The sequence below is a fragment of the Erythrobacter sp. NAP1 genome (genome assembly GCF_000152865.1).
In the GTDB taxonomy this organism is placed as follows: domain Bacteria; phylum Pseudomonadota; class Alphaproteobacteria; order Sphingomonadales; family Sphingomonadaceae; genus Erythrobacter.
The window spans coordinates 2,445,173-2,471,882 of the sequence record NZ_CH672390.1; the positions used below are offsets into that span (position 1 = coordinate 2,445,173).

25 protein-coding genes are annotated in these 26,710 nt (G+C 61.6%); 10 read left to right on the forward strand and 15 right to left on the reverse strand.

The window, feature by feature from the left end; all coding sequences use genetic code 11:
- Nucleotides 1–10: 10 nt before the first annotated feature.
- From metK to hisS, 6 genes are all read right to left on the reverse strand, one after another.
- A complete protein-coding gene (metK, locus tag NAP1_RS11610) occupies nucleotides 11–1,258 on the reverse strand; it encodes a methionine adenosyltransferase (protein ID WP_007165493.1) in 1,248 nt (415 codons plus the stop codon).
- A 95-nt stretch (nucleotides 1,259–1,353) separates the two neighbouring features.
- Nucleotides 1,354–3,015, reverse strand: coding sequence for an apolipoprotein N-acyltransferase (lnt, locus tag NAP1_RS11615; RefSeq protein ID WP_007165494.1), 1,662 nt, complete (start codon nucleotides 3,013–3,015; stop codon nucleotides 1,354–1,356).
- Nucleotides 3,016–3,047: 32 nt separating this feature from the next.
- Nucleotides 3,048–3,686 carry a DUF4167 domain-containing protein gene (locus NAP1_RS11620; RefSeq protein ID WP_007165495.1) on the reverse strand — a complete coding sequence of 213 codons (639 nt, stop codon included), beginning with the start codon at nucleotides 3,684–3,686 and terminating at the stop codon, nucleotides 3,048–3,050.
- A gap of 247 nt (nucleotides 3,687–3,933) precedes the next feature.
- Nucleotides 3,934–4,758: a peptide chain release factor N(5)-glutamine methyltransferase gene (prmC, locus tag NAP1_RS11625; RefSeq protein ID WP_007165496.1), complete on the reverse strand. Its 825-nt coding sequence runs from the start codon at nucleotides 4,756–4,758 to the stop codon at nucleotides 3,934–3,936.
- Nucleotides 4,755–5,822, reverse strand: a complete 1,068-nt coding sequence (prfA, locus tag NAP1_RS11630) for a peptide chain release factor 1 (RefSeq protein WP_007165497.1) — start codon at nucleotides 5,820–5,822, stop codon at nucleotides 4,755–4,757. Before prfA ends, prmC begins: the two co-directional genes overlap by 4 nt.
- 126 nt (nucleotides 5,823–5,948) lie before the next feature.
- Nucleotides 5,949–7,184, reverse strand: a complete 1,236-nt coding sequence (gene hisS, locus NAP1_RS11635; protein ID WP_007165498.1) for a histidine--tRNA ligase — start codon at nucleotides 7,182–7,184, stop codon at nucleotides 5,949–5,951.
- 116 nt (nucleotides 7,185–7,300) lie between these two features.
- Here hisS and ppa point away from each other — a divergent pair, with 116 nt between their 5' ends.
- Nucleotides 7,301–7,831 carry an inorganic diphosphatase gene (gene ppa, locus NAP1_RS11640; RefSeq protein ID WP_040464438.1) on the forward strand — a complete coding sequence of 177 codons (531 nt, stop codon included), beginning with the start codon at nucleotides 7,301–7,303 and terminating at the stop codon, nucleotides 7,829–7,831.
- A 137-nt stretch (nucleotides 7,832–7,968) separates the two neighbouring features.
- Nucleotides 7,969–8,490, forward strand: a complete 522-nt coding sequence (locus NAP1_RS11645) for a hypothetical protein (RefSeq protein ID WP_156777264.1) — start codon at nucleotides 7,969–7,971, stop codon at nucleotides 8,488–8,490.
- A gap of 9 nt (nucleotides 8,491–8,499) precedes the next feature.
- Here the strand turns inward: NAP1_RS11645 and NAP1_RS11650 are convergent, their stop codons facing one another.
- Together NAP1_RS11650 and NAP1_RS11655 are read right to left on the reverse strand one after the other, a co-directional pair.
- Nucleotides 8,500–9,876 carry a mechanosensitive ion channel family protein gene (locus tag NAP1_RS11650; protein ID WP_007165501.1) on the reverse strand — a complete coding sequence of 459 codons (1,377 nt, stop codon included), beginning with the start codon at nucleotides 9,874–9,876 and terminating at the stop codon, nucleotides 8,500–8,502.
- Between the two features lie 78 nt (nucleotides 9,877–9,954).
- The gene (locus tag NAP1_RS11655) at nucleotides 9,955–10,326 is read right to left on the reverse strand and encodes a hypothetical protein (protein ID WP_007165502.1); all 372 of its coding nucleotides are present in this window, start codon (nucleotides 10,324–10,326) and stop codon (nucleotides 9,955–9,957) included.
- Nucleotides 10,327–10,520: 194 nt separating this feature from the next.
- On the opposite strand from NAP1_RS11655, the gene lptB reads away from it, so the two are divergent.
- From lptB to ctrA, 3 genes are all read left to right on the forward strand, one after another.
- Nucleotides 10,521–11,321, forward strand: a complete 801-nt coding sequence (gene lptB / locus NAP1_RS11660; RefSeq protein ID WP_040464986.1) for an LPS export ABC transporter ATP-binding protein — start codon at nucleotides 10,521–10,523, stop codon at nucleotides 11,319–11,321.
- 159 nt (nucleotides 11,322–11,480) lie between these two features.
- Nucleotides 11,481–12,986 carry an RNA polymerase factor sigma-54 gene (gene rpoN, locus NAP1_RS11665; protein WP_007165504.1) on the forward strand — a complete coding sequence of 502 codons (1,506 nt, stop codon included), beginning with the start codon at nucleotides 11,481–11,483 and terminating at the stop codon, nucleotides 12,984–12,986.
- A 206-nt stretch (nucleotides 12,987–13,192) separates the two neighbouring features.
- Nucleotides 13,193–13,888: a response regulator transcription factor CtrA gene (ctrA, locus tag NAP1_RS11670; protein ID WP_007165505.1), complete on the forward strand. Its 696-nt coding sequence runs from the start codon at nucleotides 13,193–13,195 to the stop codon at nucleotides 13,886–13,888.
- Nucleotides 13,889–13,952: 64 nt separating this feature from the next.
- On the opposite strand, the gene NAP1_RS11675 is transcribed toward ctrA, so the two are convergent.
- Nucleotides 13,953–15,161, reverse strand: coding sequence for a mechanosensitive ion channel family protein (locus NAP1_RS11675; protein WP_007165506.1), 1,209 nt, complete (start codon nucleotides 15,159–15,161; stop codon nucleotides 13,953–13,955).
- A gap of 121 nt (nucleotides 15,162–15,282) precedes the next feature.
- On the opposite strand from NAP1_RS11675, the gene NAP1_RS11680 reads away from it, so the two are divergent.
- The 3 genes from NAP1_RS11680 (at nucleotide 15,283) to NAP1_RS11690 (ending at nucleotide 17,952) form a co-directional block, all read left to right on the forward strand.
- Nucleotides 15,283–15,987, forward strand: coding sequence for a tRNA (guanosine(46)-N(7))-methyltransferase TrmB (locus NAP1_RS11680; RefSeq protein ID WP_007165507.1), 705 nt, complete (start codon nucleotides 15,283–15,285; stop codon nucleotides 15,985–15,987).
- A 95-nt stretch (nucleotides 15,988–16,082) separates the two neighbouring features.
- Complete coding sequence (locus NAP1_RS11685) at nucleotides 16,083–17,324, forward strand: DUF917 domain-containing protein (protein WP_007165508.1); 1,242 nt, start codon at nucleotides 16,083–16,085, stop codon at nucleotides 17,322–17,324.
- 127 nt (nucleotides 17,325–17,451) lie between these two features.
- Nucleotides 17,452–17,952: a ferritin-like domain-containing protein gene (locus tag NAP1_RS11690; protein WP_007165509.1), complete on the forward strand. Its 501-nt coding sequence runs from the start codon at nucleotides 17,452–17,454 to the stop codon at nucleotides 17,950–17,952.
- Between the two features lie 93 nt (nucleotides 17,953–18,045).
- Here NAP1_RS11690 and NAP1_RS11695 read toward each other — a convergent pair whose 3' ends face one another.
- On the reverse strand, nucleotides 18,046–20,307 hold the full coding sequence (locus NAP1_RS11695) for an NADP-dependent malic enzyme (protein WP_007165510.1): 2,262 nt from the start codon (nucleotides 20,305–20,307) through the stop codon (nucleotides 18,046–18,048).
- 210 nt (nucleotides 20,308–20,517) lie between these two features.
- On the opposite strand from NAP1_RS11695, the gene mutS reads away from it, so the two are divergent.
- Nucleotides 20,518–23,112: a DNA mismatch repair protein MutS gene (gene mutS, locus NAP1_RS11700; RefSeq protein ID WP_007165511.1), complete on the forward strand. Its 2,595-nt coding sequence runs from the start codon at nucleotides 20,518–20,520 to the stop codon at nucleotides 23,110–23,112.
- 48 nt (nucleotides 23,113–23,160) lie between these two features.
- Nucleotides 23,161–23,625, forward strand: coding sequence for a hypothetical protein (locus NAP1_RS11705; protein WP_007165512.1), 465 nt, complete (start codon nucleotides 23,161–23,163; stop codon nucleotides 23,623–23,625).
- 55 nt (nucleotides 23,626–23,680) lie between these two features.
- Here NAP1_RS11705 and NAP1_RS11710 read toward each other — a convergent pair whose 3' ends face one another.
- The 5 genes from NAP1_RS11710 to gluQRS form a co-directional block, all read right to left on the reverse strand.
- The gene (locus NAP1_RS11710) at nucleotides 23,681–23,992 is read right to left on the reverse strand and encodes a hypothetical protein (RefSeq protein ID WP_007165513.1); all 312 of its coding nucleotides are present in this window, start codon (nucleotides 23,990–23,992) and stop codon (nucleotides 23,681–23,683) included.
- Nucleotides 23,993–24,074: 82 nt separating this feature from the next.
- Entirely contained in the window at nucleotides 24,075–24,944 is an 870-nt protein-coding gene (locus NAP1_RS11715; protein WP_007165514.1) for a 3-hydroxyacyl-CoA dehydrogenase NAD-binding domain-containing protein, read from the reverse strand.
- Nucleotides 24,945–25,006: 62 nt separating this feature from the next.
- Complete coding sequence (locus NAP1_RS11720) at nucleotides 25,007–25,594, reverse strand: cob(I)yrinic acid a,c-diamide adenosyltransferase (protein WP_007165515.1); 588 nt, start codon at nucleotides 25,592–25,594, stop codon at nucleotides 25,007–25,009.
- An 11-nt stretch (nucleotides 25,595–25,605) separates the two neighbouring features.
- The gene (locus NAP1_RS11725) at nucleotides 25,606–25,842 is read right to left on the reverse strand and encodes an HIG1 domain-containing protein (protein WP_007165516.1); all 237 of its coding nucleotides are present in this window, start codon (nucleotides 25,840–25,842) and stop codon (nucleotides 25,606–25,608) included.
- A gap of 24 nt (nucleotides 25,843–25,866) precedes the next feature.
- Nucleotides 25,867–26,697 (reverse strand): tRNA glutamyl-Q(34) synthetase GluQRS, encoded by an 831-nt coding sequence (gene gluQRS, locus NAP1_RS11730; RefSeq protein ID WP_007165517.1) that lies wholly within the window; start codon nucleotides 26,695–26,697, stop codon nucleotides 25,867–25,869.
- Between the last annotated feature and the right edge of the window lie 13 nt (nucleotides 26,698–26,710).

Here is a 26,710-nt window from a genome sequence, read left to right on the forward strand (position 1 = left end):
CCCTAACAGGTCAGGTAAGCGCTGCCTTCAACTCATCGACCAAATCCGTACGCTCCCAGGGGAACAGGTCACCATCAGCCGTGCGGCCAAAGTGACCATAGGCTGCACTGATGCGGTAGATCGGCTTGTTCAGGCCAAGATGCTCGCGGATGCCACGCGGCGTTAGGCCACCAAGCTTGGTGATGCCCTTGATCGCTTCTTCGATGGCGGCGTCGTCGATGCCGTCGCCGCAAGTGCCATGTGTGTCGACATAGAGCGAAAGTGGTTCCGAGACGCCGATTGCGTAGGCGATTTGAATTGTGCAGCGCTTGGCAAACCCGGCAGCCACGACGTTCTTTGCAAGATAGCGCGTGATGTAAGCGGCGCTACGATCGACTTTCGTCGGATCCTTGCCGCTGAACGCACCGCCACCATGCGGGGATGCCCCACCGTACGTATCGACGATAATCTTGCGGCCGGTCAGCCCAGCATCTCCGTCCGGGCCGCCGATCACAAAGCTGCCGGTGGGATTGATGTGCCAGATGGTCTCGTCGGAGATGAAGCCATCGGGCAGGATCTCTGAAACCACATCTTTCACGTAGGAGTGGAGTTGAGCTTCCTTCTCACCGTCATCGTAACCCGGTGCATGCTGAGTGCTGACGACGATCGCGGTGCAGGCAACCGGCTTGCCGTCCTTGTAGCGCAGCGTCACCTGGCTCTTGGCATCAGGTTCAAGAAATGGCGCGGCTCCCGAATGACGGTCCCTCGCCAGTCGCTCGAGGATTTTGTGGCTGTAATCGAGCGTTGCCGGCATCAGGTCGGGCGTCTCGTCGCAGGCAAAGCCGAACATGATGCCTTGGTCGCCGGCTCCCTCGTCCTTGTTGGAGCCTTCCGCGCCCGCATCCACGCCCTGTGCGATGTGAGCGGATTGTCCGTGGAGGTGGTTTTCGAATGTCAGGGTCTTCCAGTGGAAGCCGTCCTGCTCGTAACCGATATCGCGAACGGTGGAGCGAACGGCTCGTTCGATCTCATCTTTCGCACCCGGCGCCCAGCCGCCGTTGAAAGCCCAGTCCTCGTTCTTGTCATCGTACATCGGCTTGCAGCGAATTTCGCCTGACAAGATCACGCGCTGCGTCGTCGTCATGGTCTCACAAGCGACCCGCGCTTCGGGATCCTTGGCCAGCATGAGGTCGACGATGGCGTCGGAAATCTGGTCGGAAACCTTGTCAGGATGCCCCTCGGAAACGCTTTCGGAAGTGAAGAGATAATCGCTGCGCATAGTCGTTCCTAAGAAGGCCTCCCGTGACTTTCATTTGTCGCCTCAGGCCACCTTATGTAGACATAAGGAAACCTTTATATCCATAGCCAAGCGCACTAGCTGCGCTCCGAGCGCAGCGCAAGCAATCTCGGCAGGCCTAGCGCCAGAATTGCAAGCAGGGCCGCCCATGCGAGCGGCAACGCGTTTCCGAACTTGGCAAAGAGGGTGGGTGGCTTGGCAGCGGGAATGAAGCCCTCGACCTTGCCAGCCACTCCGGTTGGAATGCTCTGCCGCACAGTACCATCGGCATCGATCACTGCGCTGATCCCTGTTGTCGTCGAACGCAGAACGGGCAGCCCTTCCTCAAGCGCGCGCATACGTGCTTGCGCCAGATGCTGCGGTGGACCCCAGCTTCCGAACCAGCCATCGTTGGAAGGGTTGAAGAGGTAGTCGGGCCGATTGTCCCGGTCGACCACCTGGCCTGAGAACACGATCTCGTAGCAGATCTGGACACCGGCCAGCCCATGCTCGCCAAGATCCAGCGTCCCTGGGCCTGGCCCCGGCTGGTAGGGTACGGTGCCAGCCGTAAGCCGCGACAAACCTATAGCGCCCAGCCAACTCTCAAGCGGCAGATATTCGCCGTAAGGGACGAGGTGAGCCTTGGCATAATGGTGCGTGATCTCGCCCTCGCCATTCAAAGCCACGACCGAATTGCGCGCGGTGATTGCGCCCGGAACGCCGCTTGGCCGAATGCCGATGTCGAGATTGACCACGCCGGTCAGAAGCGTCGTATCCTCGCCAATCACGCGTCCGATCCGTTCGCGAGCGAGCGTCGGGCTCGCAGCGTAAGTGGTCGCGCGGTAATATCGGTCCGGGTAGCCTTCCTCGAGGTAGTCTGGGATCGCGCTCTCCGGCCACAGGACGAGGCGCGAAGTGTCGTTGCCGGGCCGGGTCAGATCTGCTGTACGCTGAAACTGCTCTTCGAACTTGGTCCCGTCATTGATCTCGTCCTGCGGGATGAGCGGCTGAATGAGGGTGTAAGAGATGTCGGAGCTATCCGTGGCTCGATGCGGGATGACCATGGGCCCGACAATCACGGCACCACTGAAACCGACGACCGCGATTGCCCGGTGCCACTTCGATGGCATGGGACTGACGGCGAGCCACACGAGGATCGCAGCAATCCAGATCGCCAACCCCGACAAGGCATAAGTGCCTAACCAAGGCAGTAGGCGCGCAACACCTTGCGCCTCCCATCCGCCCAACAGCATCAGTCCAAGCGGAGGCCAGGGATATCCTGTGAACACCCAGCTTCTCAGCCATTCGGTCACGATCCAGCAAGCCGCGAACACCGCTCCGAACACGAGCAGTCCTGATCGCTTCGCAGCCAAATGCGCCGCCACCGCCGCGAGAGCGGGATAGACCGCCAGATAGACGCACAGCAACGGCACTGCCAGCCAGCCGAGCCACTCAGGCATGTTGGCCTGGTACGTAAAGGCAGTCGCAATCCAGTTGTTGGCCAGCGTGAGATGCGCCCACCCGAACATCCAGCCACGCCAAGCAGCGCTCTTCCAGGAGGGAGCGGAATGCATATGCGCGACGAACAGCGCGAGCGCGGGAAGTGCGGCCCACCAGGCGTGGAGCGGCGGAAAGCCACAAGCAGCGACAAGGCCGAGCAGTGCCGACACAAGACCCGGCCAGCTCATCGCAAAAGCACTTATGCGTGCGGTCAGCCGCGCCAGGAGCGCACTGTCGGAATCCAGCTCGGGACCGGCCATATTCTGTCGATCCTCAAGTGATCGGTATTGGCTCAGCCAACAGCCTCAAGGCTGTCGTCGTCATCCGACGCTGTCGAAGCGCTGATCGCTGGGGGCAGAACGGCAGAGTCGATCTCGCCTTCGCCCGTATCCTCGTCAGCCTTGCGACGCGGCTTGCGACGTGGCTTGTCACCGGCATCGTCGGACTTCGGCTTGCGAGCGCGGCGCTTGGGCTTGGCCGATTCTTCCTCGGCGCCAGCCTCTTCACCTTCAAAGCCTTTTTCGCCTTCTTCGGGCGAAACGGTGTCACGCGCGTCCTGGTCTTGCCCATCGCGGCGGCTTCGTGAGCGACGGTTGCTCTTGCGGTTGTTGTTACCGTCTTCCTCGTCGCTGTCATCGTTTGCCTGTCCGCGATCATCACCACGGCTCTCGTTGCGCTTTGCGCGCGCCTCATCCTGGCGAGCCTTGTTATCGGCGATCACACGGAAATAGTGGTCGGCAAACTGCAGATAGTATTCGGCCTGAACCCGGTCGCCATTGTGCTGCGCGTCCTGAGCAAGCTTCTTGTACTTGTCGAGAAGCTGCGGCGCGTTGCCACGTGCGCGGCTATCGATCCGGTTCTGGTTGTTCGCGCCGCCCTGATTGCTGCGATTTCCGCGACCGCGGCGACGATTGTTGCGATTGTTATTCAAGGATATTCATCCCATTAACGACCTGACGCAGCGGATACTTGCATGCGCCCTTGGCCAATAGACCTCTCGTCTGTGCGCCCGACAGAGCGCAGCGCCCCGCGCTGCCTATGGCCGAGGGCGAGCCCTGACGGCCGTGTGACATCGAATTTGGAGCTTGGCCCACCCGATTTGCGCCCTTCGCAGATCGGAGACCTGATTCGGAGGTAGCGAGCCGAACCCCGTTTGCCAAGCCCCTGTGGTGTTTTCCTCAAGAAAGGACCGCGCAGCGTGGCCGATTTGCAAGATCCTTGAGTATTTTCACGCAGAATCCGTGTTCTGTGGCGATTTTGCTCACCGCCTCGCCTTGCGAAGCGCCGATTTCCAGGACCGCCATGCCTTCGGCCGATAAGAGCTTGCGCAGCTGCGGAATGATGACGCGGTAGTCGTCAAGCCCCTCGGGCCCCGCAAACAGCGCCGAGGCCGGTTCGTAGTCGCGCACGTCTGCGTCGAGCTCGGCGTCCTCCTCGACATAAGGCGGGTTGCACACAATGAGGTCGAACGTTCCGAGATCGTCGTCCCATCCCTCCTCGTGCCAATCGCGACGAAGGAACCGCGCCCGTGATCCAATGAGGCCAAGCGCCTGCGCGTTGCTGCGGGCCAGTTCCAGCGCCGGCTCCGAGGCATCAATGCCTAGCCCGCTCGCGCCTTCGAGTTCGAGAAGCGTGGTGATGAGCAGCGCTCCCGATCCAGTGCCAAGGTCGAGCACGCGTTTTGCATTTGGAGCGCTCTCAAGCACCGTGTCGATAAGCGTCTCGCTATCGCCGCGCGGGATCAGGACATGCGGCGAGACGGCGAATTCGCGCCCGTAGAACTCCTGAGTGCCGGTAATGTGCGCGACCGGCTCATGCGCGGCACGGCGTTCGACAAGGCTCGCGAAGCCTTCCGGCTCTGCGTCCGACATATGCCGCAGCAGCATGTCCGACCGACTCACTCCCAATGCGTGAGCCATCAGCAGTTCGGCGTCGAGCCTTGCCGTGTCGCTGCTGCCGGAAAGGCGCTGTGCAGCCTCGCGCAGGGCCTCGGAAACGGTCACTCAGCCAGCGCCGCCAGCCGCTTGCCTTCATCCTCCGCGATTAGAGCATCGACCAACTCGTCAAGTCCCGGCCCTGCGAGCACCTCCTCAAGCTTGTGAAGCGTCAGGCCGATACGGTGATCGGTGACGCGCCCCTGCGGGAAGTTGTATGTGCGGATGCGCTCAGAGCGGTCTCCGCTGCCGACCATCGCCTTGCGAGCCTCGGCCTCTGCGCCCTGCGCTTCGTCGCGGGTCTTCTCGTAGAGTCGCGCGCGCAGCACCTGCATCGCCTTTTCGCGATTCTTGTGCTGGCTGCGCCCGTCCTGGCAGGTAACGACAAGCCCGGTCGGCTCGTGCGTGATGCGAATCGCGGAATCGGTGGTGTTGACGTGCTGACCGCCTGCGCCCGAGGCGCGATAGGTGTCGATCTTGAGGTCGCCCGGGTCGATCTGCACATCGACCTCGTCAGGCTCTGGCAGCACCGCAACGGTCGCAGCCGAGGTGTGGATGCGTCCGCCACTTTCAGTGACGGGAACGCGCTGCACGCGGTGGACGCCGCTTTCGAACTTGAGCTTGGCGAAGACGCCCTGACCGCTCACATTGGCGACGATCTCCTTGAAGCCGCCGACTTCGCTTGCGCTCATGCTGACCGGTTCGACGCGCCAGCCCTGCTCAGCGGCGTACTTCTCGTACATGCGGAACAGGTCGCCTGCGAACAGCGCAGCCTCGTCGCCTCCCGTGCCGGCGCGGATTTCGAGCATGGCGGGTTTTGCATCGGCCCGATCACGTGGCAGCAGCGCGATGGCAAGCGAGCGCTCCTTCTCGGGCAGCGCCTCGCGGATCGCGCTGAGTTCTTCCTCGGCCATCGCCTTCATTTCGGGATCAGCGAGCATCTCCTCCAGCCCCTCGATCTCCTCGCGCATGGCCTTCACCTCCCCCGCGATCTTGGCGACCGGTTCAAGCTCGGCATAATCGCGGCTTGCCGCAACGAACTCCTCGCCCTCAAGCGTGCCCGAAGCCATGCGCGCTTCGAGTTCGGCGAAGCGGTTGGCGATCTGGTCAAGGCGTTCGGGTGGGATTTGCAAGGGCTTCAGGCTCGGTTGAGGTGAGAAGTGGACCGCATGTTACATGGTCCTGGGTGGGAAACTGGTGGGCGCTTTGCGGTCATTTGCACCGACGATAGCGCCGGTCACGTCATGTAGGAAAGGTCGCTAGAGACCCAAGACCTTTTCGAGGTCCGGACCGCCTTCATCGCCGCCGCTAACTCTGTGGCCGTCCTCCTCGAAGCTGACGATTGCGCGCGGTGAGCGCTTCACGGCCTTGTCATAGCGCTTGCGCGGCGATCCTTCAGCGATCATCTCCGCGCTCAAGCCTGCAAGCCTTGCCGATTTGAGAGCGCTCGTAGCGCGGACAAGTGCCGCCTCGCTGCGATCTTCGACCACGATGATGAGATCGGCAGGCTCCTCGGCCTTTTCGCCGACCAGCATGGCCAGCCGCTCGATCCCGGCAGCCCAGCCCACTGCCGGGGTTGCCGGACCGCCGAGGCTTTCCATCAGCCCGTCATAGCGGCCACCGCCCAGTACCGTGCTCTGACTGCCCAGTGCACCTGCCGCTGCAGAACCCTCGTCCGGGATGAACTCGAACGCGGTGTGGCGATAATAATCGAGACCGCGTACCAGGCTTTCGGCGCGCTCCCACTTGACCCCTGCGGCATCAAGTCCGCTCGTCACCGCGCCGAAGAAGGCCAGCGCATCGTCTGACAGGAAAGCGTCGATCTTGGGGGCGTCGGCGACGAAAACCTTGTCGCGTGGGTCTTTGGAATCGAGGATGCGCAGCGGGTTTTTCTCAAGTCGCTCCTGCGAATCTTCGGACAGCTCACCCTTCACTGCGCCGAAATATTCGATGAGCCCGGCGCGCCACGCATCGCGGCTTTGAGCATCACCCAGCGTGTTGAGATGCAGCGTTACGCCTTCGATACCGAGCTCTTTCAAAAGCTGGTCGGCCATAGCAAGCAGCTCGACATCCGCCTGCGGTTCGGCAGCGCCGATGATCTCGGCATCGATCTGGTGGAACTGGCGATAGCGGCCCTTCTGCGGGCGCTCATAGCGGAACAGCGGTCCGTGGGTCGCAACCTTTAAGGGCGCGTGCTGCTGCCAGCCGTTTGTCAGAAAGGCGCGCGAGATGCCCGCGGTGAACTCAGGCCGCAGCGTCAGCGAATCGCCGCCGCGATCCTCAAAGGAATACATCTCCTTGGAAACAACATCGGTCGTCTCGCCGATGGCGCGGCTGAATACTTCGGTCTTTTCGAAAACCGGCATCTCGACCCGGCGGAAACGATAGAGCTTGCGCACGCGCTCGAAGGTTTCGACCACGAAAGCGAAAGCCTCGGCGTCTGCACCGAAGATGTCCTGTGTTCCGCGAATGGCTTTGGGGGTATTCTTGCTCATGGCTGCCTTTTGTCGTTTCGGGCGCGATTACGACCAAGGGAGGGCTTTCGCAATGGCTCCGCAACCGCTATCGGCGCGGCCATCCAATTCCTCTCCCAATAAAGAACGAGAAAATCATGCGCATCGACAACATTCCGACAGGCGACAATCCCCCCGAAAGCCTCAATGTCATTATCGAAGTGCCCACCGGTGGCGAACCGGTGAAGTATGAATTCGACAAGGCCTCGGGCGCGCTGTTCGTGGACCGCATTTTGCACACCCCGATGCGCTACCCCGCCAATTATGGCTTCGTGCCGCACACGCTTTCGCCCGATGGCGACCCGCTCGATGCGCTCGTCATCGCGCGCTCGCCCTTTATTCCGGGATGCGTGGTGAAGGCCCGCCCGATTGGCGTGCTGAACCTCGAAGACGAGCATGGCGGTGACGAAAAGCTGGTCTGCGTGCCGGTCGACACGACCTTCCCCTATTACTCGGATGTCGGCGAAACGAAGGACCTGCCCTCGATCATCATGCAGCAGATCGAGCACTTCTTCACCCACTACAAGGATCTGGAAGCCGAGAAGTGGGTGCGCGTCGGCAAATGGGGCGACCGCGCCGAAGCACGCCAGATCGTTATCGAAGCGATCGAACGCGCGAAGAAGAGCTAAGCACTGGCTTCGCGAGCGGGGTTGTTGTGAACAACCGCGCTCGCAGCTAGTCTCGCGGCGTGTTTGCGCTTCTGGCATTTTTGGCAGCAATGGGAGCCCAGCCGGCTGCGCCTAATTGCGCCTTCGACAAAGAGGCAATGCTGGCGCTTGATGTGGTCACCTTCGACCAGACCGAGGGCCAGGGATGGCGCCCGCTCTATGATTCGGGTTGCTATGTCGAAGCGGCCGAGATCCTACGAGACTGGCGCGCCGAGAACAGCGGCAATCTGTCGCCAGAGAACCGGCGCGAGGCTCAACTCCTGCGGACTTTGGCATGGCACGAAGCGCAGATGTGGGCGTTCGCGGGTCGCAATGATCTGGCGATGCCGATCTTCGATGCGATTGACGCTGACGAGGCAAATTCGGGCCGAGCCTGGAACCTTTATGTCGACGGGACCATCGCGTTCCTGCGCCGGGATCGTGATGGGTTCGAGGCTGCAATTGCCAGTCTAGTCGCGCTTCCGAAACCGCCGGGCTGGGACAACGCAGTCGGTGCGCACGGGCAGCCCATCTCGATGCCGTGGCCGCAAAATCTGGACGTGCTCGAAGGGCTCAGACTCTGCTGGGATGAGCCTTACAGCACGGCTTACCTCTGCCGCGACATTCCGAAAACACGCTGAGGCGCGGGCTCACTCCACCGGACGCGAGGTGTCTAGAAGGTCTTTCGACTGTTCATCGTCGCTGCGGCGTTCTGCCTCAACCAACTCGCTGATTTCGCTTTCGGGGCGAACGTCCTCGTCCGCGCCGGACGTGGCTCGTGGTTTCTCGGCAGGCTTTGCCTCGGTTACGCTGGCAGAGCGCCCGATGGGTAAGGGGTCGGTGCGCCCGTCGAAGCGCAGGCGGTAGATCGGTTCGGGCAAGGCAAAACCGGCTTCCTCAAGCGCGTCCTTCACAGCCGCAATGGCGAGGCTGCGCGATTTGAACCAGTCGGCCTCGTTCTGGTCGATCCAGCCAAGGAACAGGATCGCGATGTTCGAATCGCCCACATTGCTGATGCGAGCAGCAGGCGCAGGGTCGCCGAGCACGAAGCCAAGCGAACGCAGCACCTCACCGCCCAGCTTCATTGCCGCGCGCGGATCGTCATCGGCGTCGATACCAAGCTCGAAATCGAAGCGGCGCTGCGGGTTTCGAGTATAATTGAGGATCACTGCCTTGAAGACCTGTGCGTTCGGGATGCGCAGGTGGTTGCCTTCGAGGGTCATCAACACGGTGGCGCGGCTGGTGAGACGAATGACGCGGCCTTCGAGGTCGTCGATCAGGACATGATCATTGGGGCGAAACGGCTGGCGAAGGCTCAGCATGAGGCTCGCGACATAGTTCTCGATCGTGTCGCGCATCGCAAAGCCGAGCGCGATCCCGACCACGCCTGCCCCGCCGAGCACCGCGCCAAGCAATGCGCCCGCGCCCAGCATGTCGAGTGCGATGACCACGCCGCCGACTACGAAAACGAAACGGATCGCGCTGCGGATGAGCTCGCCCAGAAACGCGTTGGGCGCGATGCGGTCCCATAGGAACCCGAGCCCCGCGATCAGATAACCGAGCGTCCCAATCGCGAGCGCCACGACCACCGCCACCAGGAACAGGGGCAGTCCGGCAAGCGCGCTCTCGATGAGCTCAGACGCCTTGCCCAGAATGGAGAGGTTTTGCTCGACCGAGAGATCGCGCTCGATGCCGTTCTCGACCGTGACGACGCCCGAAACCCGGCTCGCAATTGCCTCAGCGCGGGCGATGGTGTCTGCATCGGGCAGCGTGCCACTCAGCGAGACGACGCCCTCGCTTACTTCGACATCGACCGTCTCGAAGGCAGGAAGCTCTCCGAAAATGCCTTCAATCCGCTCGGCTATTCGCTCATCGTCGCCCTCATCGGGGGCCTGCTCGATCAGCGGCTCTGCGCTTGCGGGTTCGGCCTGTTCCGGTCCGCCAGCGTCCCCGGCAGGCAGCAGCGCATAAGCCGGAGAAGCGAGAGCCAGCAGCGCCAGAAGGATCAAAGTGCGGATTGCGTTCACAGGTGGTGTCCCCTTGGTGTCCAAGGAGAAACCAACTCAGGCGGATCGATGTTCCCGCAAAGGCGCGGGATTGTACGATCAGATGAAGGAGAAGATCGCCTTGAAGAGCGCGGTCAGTCCAACCGGCAGAAGGATTGCGAGCGCCCAAAGCCCAATCACGTCGCGCTTGAAAGCTGCAGCATAGCTTTCATCGGCGGCCTCGGCATCACTGAGACCGGTCCAGCGGCGTTCGAACCAGCGGCATGCCGGGATGATGCCGGCAACCAAAATGACAAGGGCGAGATAAGGAACGATCGAAGGGAGCCCCTCGCTCATCGCCTTCACCGTCATGAAGATCTGGAGACCGGTATACACCAGCAGGGCCCATGCGACGTGGTCGCTCATGGATTTGCGCCAATCGCGCGGCCGTTCGCTCGCGCGGCTTTCCTGCCCGTGCAGAATATCGTTCATAGGTCCGCTCCCCAACGGTGTGTTTGTGCCGTGAGTATTCCAAAGAGTCGCGCAAGGATCAAGCTTCGTAACCATATTGCAAGGTGGCGCAGCCGCGTTTTGAGGCTCTCGAAAGCAAAAATCTTGCCAAAACGGGCGCAAAAGCGCTCGCCCTCCCTTTTCTCACGCTGCGAGGGTGCTATCACCGGCCCGATATGAGCGAGACCCCCACATTCGATGAGGCCGCACAGGCCGTTAGCGCCGAAACGGTCGATGCCACCGCCCCGCTGCCCGATGGCGGTCTGGAAGTCATTTCGATTGCGAAAAGCTATGACAAGCGCGCCGTCCTGACCGATATCTCCCTGACCGTCGGAAAAGGCGAGGTGCTTGGCCTGCTCGGCCCCAATGGGGCGGGCAAGACCACCTGTTTCTATTCGATCATGGGCCTCGTGAAGCCCGATTCGGGCCGAATCCTGATGGACGGCGAGGATGTGACCAACCTGCCGATGTATCGCCGCGCGATCCTCGGGCTTGGCTATTTGCCACAGGAAACGAGCATCTTTCGCGGGATGACGGTCGAGCAGAACATAAATTGCGTGCTCGAAATGGTCGAACCCGACGCATCTACCCGCAGGGATGAGCTTGAACGCCTGCTCGGCGAATTTGGCCTGACCCGCCTGCGCGAAAGCCCCGCTATGGCCCTGTCTGGCGGTGAGCGCCGCCGCTGCGAAATCGCCCGCGCGCTCGCGGCCAAGCCTTCGATCATGTTGCTCGACGAACCCTTCGCCGGGATCGACCCGCTCTCGATCAGCGACATCCGCGACCTCGTCAAAGACCTGAAACGGCGCGGGATCGGTGTCCTCATCACCGACCACAATGTGCGCGAGACGCTCGATATCGTCGATCGCGCCTGCATCATCTATGGCGGACAGGTCCTCTTCGCCGGAACGCCGCAAGAACTGGTCGCGGACGAAAACGTGAAGCGCCTTTATCTCGGCGAGAACTTTACGTTGTGATGACCCGGCGGGAGGCAACCTGATGCAATTTGGCGGATCAAGGTCCGCCGGGGCGGCTCCTGCCCATACCCGCGTCCGGTCAACCCAACAGGATAATTCCATGGGTTGGTCGGGTGTTGGTGTGGGCAGGCACCGTCCGAGCGTGAGCGAGCAATCCTGATGGCCCTGGGTCCGCGCCTCGATCTTCGACAATCGCAACAGCTGGTGATGACACCTCAGCTGCAGCAGGCGATCAAGCTGCTGGCGGCATCCAACCTCGAGATCGAGACCTTCATCGGCGAAGCGCTGGAGAGCAATCCGCTGCTCGAAGCAGGCGCCGTGTCGCGCGAAGACACCGGTCCTTCCAGCGAGCCTGACGACATTCCGAGGGAGGAATTCACCTCCGACCAATTAATGGCGCAGGCGCAGGGCGAAAGCGAAGCACCGCTGGATATCGACGTGAGCGCAATCGACCGCGACCGGGAGACAGGCGACGGCGCGCGCATGTCGGATGCGGAATGGGGCTCTGCCGGCGGCTCGGGCCTCGGGGCAGACGATCTGCCGGGGATCGAGGCCAGTCGCGCGGCTGAATTGTCGCTCAGCGAACATCTCGATGCGCAGATCGGCGCGCTTGCCTGCAACGAACAGGAAGCCTTCGTCGCCCGGCACATCGCCGGATTGCTTGACGATGCGGGGTACTTGCCGACCTCCCTGCGCGAAGTAGCGCAGGACCTCGGTGTGGATATGGACAGCGTCGAAGACGCGCTCGAAGTTGTCCAGATGTGCGACCCGACCGGCGTGGGCGCGCGAGACCTTGCTGAATGCCTTCGCCTACAAGCGAAGGAAGCAGACCGGCTCGACCCGTGCATGGACACGCTGCTCGATAATCTCGACCTTGTCGCCAAGGGAGAAGTCGCGCGACTGAAACGGCTTTGCCAGGTCGATGACGAAGACTTCTCCGATATGCTGCGCGAACTTCGCGAGTACGATCCCAAGCCGGGCCTCGCCTTTGCACCGGCCAGCGATGAGGCCGTCGTGCCAGACGTGCTCGTGACAAGCAGCGAGAGCGGAGGTTGGGACATAAAACTCAACGAAGCGACGCTCCCGCGACTGGTGGTGAACCGCAGTTATTATGTCGAACTCGAAAGCGGATCGCCCGGAGCCGAAGCGCAGAGCTGGCTCAAGGAGAAGCTGGCCGACGCGCATTGGCTGATCCGCGCGCTCGACCAGCGGCAAAAGACAATTCTGAAGACCGCCGCCGAAATCGTGAAACAGCAGGAAGGCTTCTTTCGCCGCGGCGTGTCGGAGCTGAAGCCGCTCACCTTGCGCGAGGTGGCCGAAGAGATCGACATGCACGAAAGCACGGTCAGCCGTGTCACCAGCAACAAGTACCTGCACTGCGACCGGGGTAGCTTCGAGCTCAAATACTTCTTCTCAAGCGGTGTCGCCCGTGTCGGTGGTTCTGGCGATGGAGAAGGCGCATCGTCCGAAGCGATCAAGGCACGGATCAAGGCGCTCACCGATGCCGAAGACCCCAAGAAGGTCCTGTCTGACCAGAAGCTCGCTGATCTTCTGAAGGAGGAGGGCTTCGACCTCGCTCGGCGCACCGTTGCCAAGTATCGCGAGGCGATCGGCATCGGTTCGAGCGCTCAGCGCCGCCGCGCCAAGAAACTGGCCGGGCTCTGAAATTGCTCCGATCCGGGGCTGACTGTCCGTAGGACCTGCCCCTAACCCCCTGTTACCTAAAAGACTCAGCAAGTTTTCGGTAACCCATTTACGACGCGTTAACCTTTTCCGTTCAGATGTTGTGTGGTTAATAGAGGGCAACACCTCTTAGCGAGGCGTTACCACGCGACACATGTCCGCCATTAGGGGCAATTAGGGGACGTATAATGCGAGTGCTGCTGATCGAAGACGAGCCGACAACCGCAAAGGCTATCGAGCTCATGCTTACGACCGAAGGCTTCAATGTCTATTCGACCGACCTTGGCGAAGAAGGCTTGGATCTGGGTAAGCTGTATGACTACGACATCATCCTGCTCGACCTGAACCTGCCGGACATGCACGGCTACGACGTGCTCAAGAAGCTGCGTGTCGCCAAGGTGCAGACACCGGTTCTCATCCTCTCCGGCATTGCCGAGATGGATTCGAAGATCCGTTCGTTTGGCTTCGGTGCCGACGACTACGTGACCAAGCCTTTCCACCGCGAAGAACTGGTTGCCCGCATTCACGCTGTTGTGCGCCGTTCGAAAGGCCACTCGCAGTCGGTCATCCGCACCGGCAAGCTCGCCGTGAACCTCGATGCGAAGACTGTCGAAGTCGACAGCGCCCGCGTCCACCTCACCGGCAAGGAATACGCGATGCTCGAGCTGCTTTCGCTGCGCAAGGGCACGACGCTGACCAAGGAAATGTTCCTCAACCACCTTTATGGCGGCATGGACGAACCCGAACTCAAGATCATCGACGTCTTTATCTGCAAGCTGCGCAAGAAGCTCAGTCACGCATGCGGCGGTGAGAACTACATCGAAACCGTCTGGGGCCGCGGCTACGTGCTGCGCGATCCGCAGGACGAGGCCGAAGCCGCCTAATCTTCCGGTACACCGTAATCGATACGCCCGGGGCATCGCGCCTCGGGCGTTTTCGTTTTTGGGATCAGGCCGCCAGGCCCTCTGCCAGATCCTTGCCCGTCGGCTCCTGGAAAAGCCTCAGGTCGAACTCTGGCAGGATCGCGACGAGGTGGTCGAAAATGTCCGCCTGAATACCTTCGTAGATCGGCCATGACGTCGTGTCGGTGAAGCAATACACTTCCAGGGGCAGACCTTGCGGTCCCGACGGCAATTGGCGGACCATCAGCGTGAACTTTTTATCGATCCGCGGATGCCATTCGAGATAGGCGGCGATGTAGGCGCGCAACGTGCCGATATTGGTCAGCCGCCGCGCATTGACCGGCGCATCTTCGCCGGCAAGTTCCTTTGCGTTCCACTCGGTGATCTCCTCGCGCTTCGCGACGAGATAGTCCTTGAGCATCTTGAATTTCTTGAGGTCCACCACTTCCTCATCGCTCAGGAAGCGCACCGAGTTTTGGTCTAATGCGATTGAACGTTTGATCCGGCGCCCACCGCTCTCGCTCATCCCGCGCCAGTTCTGGTAGCTATCGGACACCAGCCGATGGGTCGGGATGGTGACGATGGTCTTGTCGAAATTCTGCACCTTCACGGTGTGAAGCGAGATGTCGATCACATCACCATCTGCGCCCATGCTTGGCATCGTGATCCAGTCGCCGACGCGCAGCATGTCCTGTGTGGTCAGCTGCACACTCGCGACGAGGCTTAGGATCGTGTCCTTGAACACCAGCAGCAGCACTGCCGTCACCGCGCCAAGCCCCGAAAGCAGGAGAAGCGGAGATTCGTCGATCAGGACGGAGATGAGGATAATCGCCGCGCCGCACAGCACGACGATCTTCACGACCTGAACAAACCCCTTGATCGGGCGGTTCTTGGATCGCGGAAGGCGCTCATACAGCTCGTTTGCGTAAGTCAGCCCCTTCACGATCGCCATCGCGACCGAAATCACGATCAGCGCCTGCGCGGAGTTGCGGACCAGCGTGTAAACCTCATCCGGCAGGTTGGGGACCAACGCGATCCCGCGCGAAATGATGAGCAATGGCGCGGCGGTGGCGAGCCATGCAGCCGCCTTGTCGATCGTCTTGGTCTTCCGGTCGAGATACGGCGCGGCGATACGCAGGATCACATGTTTGAGGACATAGTTCACCAGCAACGCGGCGGTGAAGAGCAACGTCAGGCCCAGCAAGGACTGGAGCCAGAGCGGCTGAGCGTAGAAAGTGTCGAGGAGCTGTTCCATTAGCCCGCGCGATATAGGCATGTCGCCGTGCCCCTCAAGGGGAAGTATCCCCAGCGCCTCCGATTGCTGGCTGCGAGATGGGGCTGGACAAGCGGCTGCCTGCGCTATTAGCGAGCGCGCCATGACCGCATTCAAGGAAGGCGACCCCACCACTCTCAGCCGTCTGTACGGGCGCAGCGTCGGCAAGCCGCTGCGTGCAAAGCAGCAGGCATTGGTCGACAAGCTGTTGCCGCAGATCAGCGTGCCAGAAGAGGACCCGGTGACCGCGCAGACCCTGTTTGGTGAGGATTGCCCGCTTCATTTCGAGATCGGCTTTGGCGGAGGCGAGCACATGGCTTACCGGGCCGACCTCTTGCCCAACCATGGCTTCATCGGTGCCGAGCCATTCCTGAACGGCGTCGCGCAGGCGCTCACCCATGTCGAGGAAGGCCGCCTCGCGAACGTGCGCATCCATCACGGCGACGCGATCGAGGTCTTAAAGCGCATTCCCGATGGAGCGCTGACGATGGCCTACCTGCTTCACCCTGACCCCTGGCCCAAGAACAAGCATGCGAAGCGACGCATGATGAACGATGGCCCGGTTCGCCTGATTGCCGACAAGATCAAGCCGGGCGGCGAGTTTCGCTTCGGCACCGATCACCCGGTCTATGTCCGCCACGCCCTCATGGTTATGCAGCGCTTCACCGACGAGTTCGAATGGGTCGCAACGGGCCCAAAGAGCTGGCAGGAACGCCCGTCAGGCTGGTGCGAGACGCGCTATGAGCAAAAGGCACGCGAGAAGTTCGGGCACGAGGTCTGGTACTTCAGGTTCCGCCGACGCGAGTGAGCGAGCCCGCAACATGTGCGGGCGTCGGCGCGCGCATGGACTGATTGCCTCGCAATGGTCACTGTGCCACTCCCGAAGCGAAGGGGGAGGCGAAGATGGTAGCGCGCAGACAATTCCTGGGTGGACTGGCAGTTGCGGCGGGCACTCTTGCCGCGTGCCGTGAGATCTCTTCCGGCGACAGCGCAGAGCGTCCCGAGCGCGCTCAGGCGGGCGCGAGCACCGAACTTGATGCGCAGGCGCTCGAGGACATTCTGGTCGGGAGCTCCTATCTCGGAACCGGCGGCGGCGGGAGCCTTTCTGAGGCACGCGAACTGATCGCCAAGGACCTGAGCGCGGGACTTACATTCTCGATGTTGCCGGTTGAAGCGCTCGCGGACAGCGACAGGGTGGCGTGCCCCTATGGTCTTGCGAGCCTCGCCGAGACGAGCGCGGACATGCAGGCTCGGCTCGACGCGATCGAGAACCGGGTCGAGGTTCCTGTCCAGGCAGCCTTCGAAGCGCTCGAGCGCCACCTTGGTCAGAAATTCGCAGGCGTCATCATGGGCGAGATCGGGCCGCTCAGCCTTGCCGAAGGGCTGTCGATCGCGGCCCGCCTCGGCGTGCCTGCGCTCGATGCAGACACGGTTGGGCGCGCCGTGCCGGAGATCAACCAGCATTCGGTTAAGGTTGCAGGCATTCCGCTCACACCCATCGGGGCCGCAACGCCCTTTGGCGACGAGATGATAGTCGAGACGTTGGGCGACCCGACGCGGGCCGAGGATATCCTGCGGTCCATTGCCGTGGTGAGCCGCGAGTGCGGTGTGACCGACAGTCCGATTTCCGGACGGCTCGCCAAACGTGAAGGCACTCTCGTGACCGAGAGCCTTACCCTTTCGCGCAGGATCGGCACGGCAGTGCGCGAGGCGAAGGCCGCAGGCTCTGACGCAATCGAAGCAGCCCGCGCGGCTGCTGATGGCTACCTGCTGTTCACCGGGACAGTCGCCGGTTTCGACTGGCGCGACGAGGATGGGTTTCTGGTCGGCGAAGTCACACTTGCGGGAACAGACGGCTTCGACGGACAAAGCTTCGAAACGCAGGTCAAGAACGAGCATCTCGTCGCACGCCGCAATGGAGCAGTGGTCGCCACCTGCCCCGACCTCATCAGCATCATCGACGTGGAGAGCGGAGACGGGATCGTGAACCCCGGATATGAGCGCGGTCAGCGCGTCGCAGTGCTTGGCTTCCGATCCGATCCTCTATGGCGCAGCGAGGCAGGCCTTGAAGTCTTCAGCCCGCGCTATTTCGGATATGATCTCGATTACGTGCCAATTGAGGCCCTCAATGAGCGCGCTTCCTAACGGCTCGTCGCGGACGACTCCCGGCTGAACTTATGTGACGGAATTACAACGAGTTTTTATGGAACGATTGGCGGCCTGACTTCATTAGCTGGTTGAGAACCCCCGCAAACGAAGGAGTACCCCGCTCATGACTATCAGCACCCTCAAAGACCTCTATATCGACCAGCTTCAGGACATCTACAGCGCCGACAAGCAATCGCTCGACGCGACGAAAAAGCTGCACGATAAGGCGACCTCGGAAGAGCTGCGCGCCGCGCTTGAAGATGGCACCTGCGGCATTTCGAAGGGCATGGAAAAGGTCAAAGGCCTGATCCAGAACCATGACGCCAACCCCAATGGCGAACACTGCAAGGGCATGGAAGGCCTCGTAAACGAAGCCAAGGCCCACGCAATCAACGCCGACATCGACGACAAGGACGTCCTCGATGCGTCGATCATCACCCAGTATCAGCGCATGACCCACTATGGTCTCGCCGGCTACGGAACCGCCGTCGCATTCGCAAAGCGCCTCGGCCTCGAAGACGACTCCAAGGTCCTGCAGGAATGCCTCGACAACACCTATGATGGCGACCGCCGCATGACCTCGATCGCGACCGGCGAAGTGAACGCTGAAGCATTGGCCGCGTGAAAACCACGATTGGTCGTATCTAACTGACCTCACGAAAAAGGGCCCGGGAGTTGATCCCAGGCCCTTTTTTCATGCGCATTCGACACGCTGGCCTTAGCCGACGATCCCTGCGCTCGACAGGACGGAGAGCGTGAGAAGATCGGGCGCCGCTGCAGTCATCGGAACGATCTGGACCGGCTTTTCCATACCGATCAGCATCGGTCCGACCGTCGTGTTCGCGCCAAGCTCGCGCAGGAGCTTGGCGGACAGGTTGGCCGATTGCAGCCCCGGCATGATCAGCACGTTGGCTGGCCCCGACAGTCGGCTGAAGGGGTAAAGCCCCATGACCTTATCGTTGAGCGCGGCATCGGGAGCCATTTCGCCCTCATATTCGAAATCGCACCCGTCGCGGTCGAGGATCGCAACCGCATCGCGAATATTGCCGAGCCACTGACCCGAGGGATTGCCGAAGGTCGAATAGGAAAGAAACGCAACGCGCGGCTCGTGGCCCATGCGCCGGGCCACCGCAGCGGTTTCCTTGGCGATATAGGCCAATTCCTCGCTGGTGGGACGTTCATTGATGGTCGTGTCGGCAAGGAAGGTCGTGTGGTTCTTGCCAATCATCATGTGAATGCCGAATGCAAGCGCGTCCGCCTTCTTGTCGAGGACAAGGCTGACTTCGCGCATGGTCTGCGCATAAGTACGCGTGACGCCCGATATCATGCCATCGCCATGGCCGAGCGCGACCAGCAGAGCAGCAAAGACGTTACGCTCTTGATTGACCATCCGTCGCACGTCACGCTGCGTGTATCCGCGGCGCTGCAGACGCTGATAGAGAAAGTCGACCATCGCGGGCACATGCTCGCTGTCTGCCGAGTTCTGGATCTCGAAGCCGCCGGGATCGGACACGCTCAGCTGATGCAGCTTGTCGAGCACCGCCTTGGTCCGGCCCACGAGAATGGGCGTGCCGTAGCCGAAATCGCGGAACTGGATCGCGGCGCGCAGCACCACTTCCTCCTCCGCTTCGGCAAAGACCATGCGCTTCGGGTTCGCCTTGGCCTCGTTGTAGACGCCGGTGAGCACCGAGGTTGTCGGATTGAGGCGCGAGCGCAGCGAAATGCCGTATGCTTCGAAATCGTCGATGGTGGTCTGGGCAACGCCCGAATCCATCGCAGCCTTGGCTACAGCAGACGAAACCACCTCGATCAGGCGCGGATCGAAGGGGGCCGGGATGATGTAGTCGGTGCCGAACTTCTGGTTCTTGCCATAGGCGCTCGCCACTTCCTCAGGCACGCGTTCGCGTGCGAGTTCGGCAATCGCCGTTGCGGCGGCAACCTTCATTTCCTCGTTGATCGTCGTCGCCTGCACGTCGAGCGCGCCGCGGAAGATGAACGGGAAGCCGAGGACGTTGTTGACCTGGTTCGGGAAGTCGCTGCGCCCGGTTGCAATAATCGCATCGGCGCGCACGGCTTTGGCTTCGTCCGGCATGATTTCCGGGACCGGGTTGGCCATCGCGAAGATGATCGGCTTGTCCGCCATCTCGGCAACCCATTCAGGCTTGAGAGCGCCCGCCGCCGACAGGCCGAGGAAAATGTCCGCACCTTTTAGCGCTTCTTCGAGTGTCGTCGCATCGGTCTGGACTGCATGCGCGCTTTTCCACTGGTCGACCCCTTCGCGGCCCGGTGTGATCGGGCCTTTGCGATCGCACATGATCACGTTTTCGTGACGCACGCCCATCGCCTTGACGAGAGCGGTACACGCAATAGCCGCTGCGCCCGCGCCATTCACGACGACCTTCACATCCTCGATCTTGCGGTCGGTGAGATAGCAGGCGTTGAGCAATCCAGCTGCGGTAATAATCGCAGTGCCGTGCTGGTCATCGTGCATGATCGGAATATTCATCCGCTCACGCAGCGCCTGCTCGATGATGAAGCATTCGGGCGCTTTGATGTCTTCAAGGTTGATGCCGCCAAAGCTCGGCTCCATCAGCGCAACCGCGTTGATAAAGGCTTCGGGGTCTTCGGTGTCGAGCTCGATATCGATCGAATCGACGTCGGCGAAGCGTTTGAACAGCACCGCCTTGCCTTCCATCACCGGCTTGGAGGCGAGCGCGCCCAGATTGCCGAGGCCAAGGATCGCGGACCCGTTCGAGATCACGGCGACGAGATTGGCCTTGGCGGTGTATCGTGCGGCAAGCTTGGGGTCTTCGGCGATCGCTTCGACCGGAACCGCGACGCCCGGCGAATAGGCAAGGCTCAAGTCGCGCTGCGAGGTCATCGGCTTCGTTGCGACGATCTCGATCTTACCGGGCCTGCCGGTCTCGTGATAAAACAGCGCCTCGCGGCTGGTAAAGCCGCCCTTGGGTGCATCAGCCATTATCGAAGTCCCCCCTTCAAATCCCACCAAATTTTCGTGTTGCGCCAGACTTAGCTGCCTTGCGTGACAGATGATAGGCCCAATGCGTCATCTGCAACTGCGCGATCCAGAAGTGCGCGTTGGATAAGTGCGCGGGGCCGACTCCCGAATCGGCTGGACCCTCGCTAACCCGGACAGATGGCCCGATCCGATGCGTCCAAACCCACTCCGATGATGGAGCAATACCTTGCGCTCAAGAGCGAGGCGGGCGAGTCGTTGCTGTTCTATCGAATGGGCGATTTTTTCGAGCTGTTTTTCGACGATGCGAAAGTCGCGGCTAACATTCTTGACATTGCCCTCACATCTCGCGGCGAACACGACGGCGAGCCGGTCGCAATGTGCGGTGTGCCTGTGCATTCAGCGGAAGGGTATCTCGCGCGCCTGATCAAGGCGGGACAGCGGGTCGCGATTGCCGAGCAGGTCGAAACGCCCGACGAAGCGAAGGCGCGTGCCAAGCGCGAAGGAAAGCCCGCGTCAAAGGCTTTGGTCGGGCGCGACATCGTGCGCTTCGTCACGGCGGGCACGCTGACCGAAGAGGCACTGCTTAACCCGCGCGCCGCCAACCTACTAGTCGCGCTGGCCGATGTGCGCGGCACGATTGGGCTTGCGGCTTGTGACATATCGACCGGGACGATGACGCTTGAAGAGTGCTCGCCCGCAATGCTCGGCGCGGAGCTCGCACGTCTTGGCGCGACCGAAGTCGTCGTGCCAGAGGGGTGGGAGCACGGACCGGAAGAAGCGAGCTTCCACGCCCGCAGCGCATTTTCGAGCGATGGCGGGTCCGACGCATTGCAGAAGGTCCACGGCGTTTCCACGCTGGATGGCTTCGGCGATTTCTCGCGCGCCATGCTGGCCGCCGCCGGAGGCCTGATCGGCTATCTCGATCACGTGGGGCGCGGCACTTTACCGCTGCTGCTGCCGCCTGTTTTGCGCGACAATTCTGCCGGAATGGTGATGGACGAGGCAACGCGAGGGAGCCTCGAAATCCTCGAAAGCCAGAACGGAGCGCGCACGGGCAGCCTCGTTGCAGCGCTCGATCGCTGCTCGACTGGCGCCGGTTCGAGGCTGCTCGCGCAAGACCTCTCCGCGCCGCTGCTCGACCACGCTGCAATCGAGGACCGCCTCTCGCTGGTCCAGTTCTGGCGCGAGCGACCGATCGAGCGCGCGAACTTGCGCGATGTGCTCCGCGCCCTGCCCGATATCGGCCGTGCTCTCGGACGGCTGGTGGCGGGACGCGGGAGTCCGCGTGACCTTGGCCAGATCCGTGACGGGCTCGGCGAAGCATGGCGGCTCTATTATTGGCTGTCGCGTGAGGACGACCGCCCTGCCCTGCTCGAGGCGCTCGTGCCCCAGCTTGCAGGCCACGGCGCGCTGACCGATCTGTTGTCCCGCGCGCTTGTTCCGTCTCCTCCGACCGAGCGTTCCAACGGCGGATTTATTGCTGAAGGCTACGATGCGAGCCTCGACGAATTGCGCGAAGTCTCCGGCAATGCACGGCGCGCGATTGCCGCGATGGAAGCGCGCTACCGCGAGGAAACGGGGATTGCCTCGCTCAAGATCAAGCACAATGGTGTGCTTGGTTATTTCATCGAAGTGCCCAGCCGCCATGGCGATGCCCTGATGGCGCCCGACAGCGGCTTCACGCACCGGCAGACGATGAAAGGCGCGGTGCGCTTCAATTCGCTCTCGCTGCACGAAGAAGCCTCGCGCATTTCGGAAGCAGGCGGGCGTGCGCTAGCTGCAGAGGAGGCGCATTTCGAGGACCTGGTAGGTGCGGTCGTCGAAGCGCGCGAGGCGATTGCTGCGACCGCCGCCGCGCTCGCCCGGATCGATGTCAGCGCCGCTAATGCCGAGCGCGCAAGCGAGGGCGACTGGTGCCGCCCCGAGATCTCAGAGGAATACGCGCTCGACATCGAGGCAGGCCGCCATCCCGTCGTCGAAGCCGCACTCGCCAAGGTAGGCGACCGGTTCGTTGCGAATGATTGCAACCTCGGGTGCGACGACCGCCTGTGGCTCATCGGCGGCCCGAATATGGGCGGTAAATCGACCTTCCTGCGCCAGAACGCGCTGATTGTTCTGATGGCGCAGGCGGGGTGCTTCGTGCCGGCCGCGTCAGCTCGAATTGGGCTGGTCGACCGCCTGTTCAGCCGCGTGGGTGCATCCGACAATCTTGCGCGCGGGCGTTCGACTTTCATGGTGGAGATGGTCGAGACCGCAGCGATCCTGAGCCAGGCGACGCAGCGCAGCTTCGTCATCCTCGATGAAGTCGGACGCGGCACCTCGACCTATGACGGCCTCGCGCTCGCATGGGCTGTGGTCGAGGGGGTGCATTCGCGGATCGAGTGTCGCTGCCTGTTCGCAACGCATTACCACGAGCTCTCACGCCTGGCAGAAAGCTGCGAAAGCCTTTCGCTTCACCATGTCCGTGCGCGCGAATGGAAGGGTGATCTGGTCCTTCTTCATGAGCTCGCAGAGGGCCCGGCGGACAGATCCTACGGCCTCGCCGTTGCGAAACTCGCCGGTGTCCCCAAAGATGTGGTGGCGCGGGCAAAGGCGGTGTTGGAAAAGCTGGAACGCTCGCGCGAGGAAACCGGTGGGCTTGCTGCCGGACTCGGCGAACTCCCGTTGTTTGCTGCGGCCGTACCCGAGCCACAGGCGACAGTTGAAGACGCGCTCGCGGCCAAACTGCGCGATACGGACCTAGACGCCCTGTCGCCGCGCGATGCGCTGGATTTGCTTTACGATCTCAAGCGCTCGCTAGACTGAACACGCTTCTACCAAACCTTAACCACCATGCTATAAGCAAGTGGGACTATGTCGAAAAACGTCCTTGGAAACCCGAAGCGTACGCTCGCTTTTGTCGGTGTCGTCGCGGCATCAGCCGTCGTGATTTCGCTCGGAGCGGGATCCTTCGTGACACCCTCCGGTCCGAACCAGTACGAGCGCGCCGCCGCCGAGCAGGAAGCGCAAGCAGCGACAGAAAAACCCGCCGAAGAGGTGGCCGTCAGCGGGTGGTCGGATGATGGATTGTCGGACGACTGGAATGTAGGTCCGGCAGCAAGTTCGCAAGGCGGAAACGGCTTTTCGCAAGGCGCGAGCGAGCTTGACGTGGACTTCGGCGATTACGAGCCCGAGGACAGCGGCAGTTCTTCGACGAACAGCTTTGCGTCCAGAGGCCGAGGCGGCAGCGAGAGCGGCCCAAACCCCAATGCAAGGGATTTTCGCGCACCATCGACAGCGGTCGGCGACAGGGTTCCCCAGCCCGGCGAAGGCTTCTGAACACAGCTAAGCGCCCGGCTCTCGCCAGGCGCTCGTACCATTTTCCGATAGATTCTTAGCTGTCGTACTTGTCGACGTTGTCGTCGTGGTTCGGCTCACCAGCGAACGCGTCATTGTCGATGTGGCCGCTGTCTTCCATGTCGCGCATCTGGTCGATCATGTCGGTTTCGCTGCCTGCGACATTGTCGACGCCGGGTGATGCCACTTTCAGACCTTCTGTCGGCGCTGCATTCTGAGCGTGCTCTTTGGCCTGCATGGCGATTTCCTGCGCCTGACTGCGGTGATCGTCCTGCTCGTCATTATGCATTTCGGGGGCGAGCGAAGACATGCGTTCTTCCTGGCTCAGCGGCTTGGTCGTGTCGGTCATCGGGTTTCTCCTTCAAGAGAGATACCGTTTCGCCCCGCCAGGAGTTCCACAAAGATCAGCGCAGTGACGGCAGGACGGTGCCTTAGCGGGTCGGAACCGGCGCCTCACCCGTGTAATCGTAGAAACCGCGGCCCGTCTTGCGCCCCAGCCAGCCAGCTTCGACATATTTCACGAGAAGCGGCGCTGGACGATACTTGCTGTCACGGGTGGTCTTGTAGAGCACCTTGATGATGTCGAGGCAGGTGTCGAGCCCGACAAAGTCAGCAAGCTGGAGCGGACCCATCGGATGGTTGAGGCCGAGGCGGCAGCCCTTGTCGATATCCTCGATCCCGGCGGTTGATTGGCCGAGCACGAAGACCGCTTCGTTGATCATCGGCAGCAAAATGCGGTTCACGACGAATCCGGGCTCGTCCTGGCTCAACACCACTTCCTTGCCCAGGCCTTCGGCAAACGCGGTGACGGTTTCAGTTGTCGCTTTGGCGGTTGCGAGGCCCGGAATAACCTCGATCAGGCCCATGACGGGAACGGGATTGAAGAAATGAAGGCCGATGAAGCGCGCGGGATCGGGCGAATGGTTCGCCATGCGTGTGATTGGGATCGAGCTGGTGTTCGACGCCATAATCGCGTCTTCGCGAAGGACCTTGCCAGCCGCTTCGAAGATCGCGTTCTTGATCTCCTCGCGCTCGGTTGCGGCTTCGATGATGAGGTCGGCATCCGTCATCGGCGAATAGTCGGCGACAGGAGTGATGCGCGAAAGCAGCTTTTCAGCCTCGTCCGCTTCGATCTTGCCGCGCCCTGCGAGCTTGACCAGCGCCTTTTCGACCTTGCCTTTGCCCGCCTCGGCAGTGGCGAGGTCTACGTCGGACAACATTACTTGCATTCCATGCGCAGCAACAGTCTGAGCAATCCCGGTGCCCATCTGGCCCGCTCCGATAACGGCGATATTCCGCATGGCGTCATTTCCCTTCGCAAGTGCAGCAAAGCGCGCTCACTAGCGAGGATGCAGCGCGCTGGCTAGCGATTAGCGCCGGGGACCCATTTCACGTCGTCCGCCCCGTTTGCGTTGCAGCAGCGAGCAAGCACAAAGAGCAGGTCTGACAGGCGGTTCACGTAGGATGAAGCCGCCGGATTAACCGGCTCAAGCTCTGCGAGCGCCGTAACAGCGCGCTCAGCCGCACGGGTCGAGGCGCGCGCCACATGCATACGAGCCGCTGCCTCGCTTCCGCCGGGAAGGATGAAGCTCGAAAGCGGTTCAAGCTTTTCGTTGAAGTGGTCGATCTGTGTCTCGATCCAGTCAACCTGGCCCTGCACGACGCGCAGCACCATTTCGCCGGGTTGGAAATCTTCGCCATCCAGCGCGCCTTTCGGCGTCGCCAAGTCTGCTCCAAGGTCGAAGAGGTCGTTCTGCACGCGCAGCAAAGCTCCACCGATGGGCGTTTTCTGGCCCGTGGCCACCAGTGCCAAGCCTATCGCGCTATTGGCTTCGTCCACCGCGCCGATCGCTGCGATCCGCGCCGAATGCTTGGGCGAGCGTGACCCATCGACGAGACCAGTCGTCCCGTCATCACCGGTGCGCGTGTAAATCTTGTTGAGCTTGACCATAGGCCAGCGGGTTAGCCGCCGCTTGCAAGCAGGGCAATCACCGCCACGACCGCGATCGCCATGGCCTGGTACTTGATGCGCGAGAACATGGCCTTGTTCTGCAACATCTGCATCTCGGTCACGGTTTCGGCCTCGCCGCTTTCAAGATCGATCTTGGTCGTCTTGAGAAAGGCGATAATCCCACGCACCAGCGATACGACCACGAGGATGCAGAGGATGACGAGAATGGGAACGAGAATGTAATTCATGACAGTTAAATGGGCGGTCGGACCTTAAGTTCCAAGCTCGAAATTGCGCAACCGCACTTGCTCGGCAAGCACGAGTCCGTCTTCTCCGGCCTTTCGGCGGTCGGAAAGAGGCGGCGATCCACGCCGTTTTGCAAGCTTCTCACCGTCTTCGTCGAGAACGAGTTCATGGTGGTGCCAGGTCGGCACAGGAAGCTTCAGAAGCTCCTGCAGGACGCGGTGGATATGCGTGGTCTCAAGCAGGTCCTCCCCGCGCGTTACCAGCGTCACACCGTCAGCGGCATCGTCGAGAGTAACGGCGAGATTGTAGCTTGCGGGCAGGTCCTTGCGCATTATTACGACGTCACCGAGCGCCCTTGGATCAGCAACGACCGAGCCGATCTTCTCGTCCACCCAGACGATCTCGCCTACCTCGGCAAGCGCCCGCTCGACATCAATCCTGAGCGCCGCTCCTTCGCCCGCAGCACCATCACATTTGTCCCGGCAGGAGCCGGGAAATTCGATGCCGTCCGCGCCAGTGCGCTTCGGCAGAGATGCGATCTCCTTGCGCGTGCAGGTGCACGGATAAAGCAAGCCCCTCTCGACAAGATCGCTCGCCGCCTCGGCATAGCTGTCAAGCCGGGTCGATTGAGCCGGAACCTCTTCCCATTCGAGCCCCAGCCATTCGAGATCGCGGCGAAACTCGTCAGCCAGTTCGGGATGCGAGCGCGGGCCGTCTATGTCCTCGATCCGCATGAGAAATCGGCCGTTTGCGGCCTTCGCGATGTCATGCGCGACGATGGCCGAAAGAGCGTGCCCCAGGTGCAAATGCCCGTTGGGGCTTGGCGCAAATCGCGTTACGAGGGGAAGGTCGCTCATGCACCAGACATGA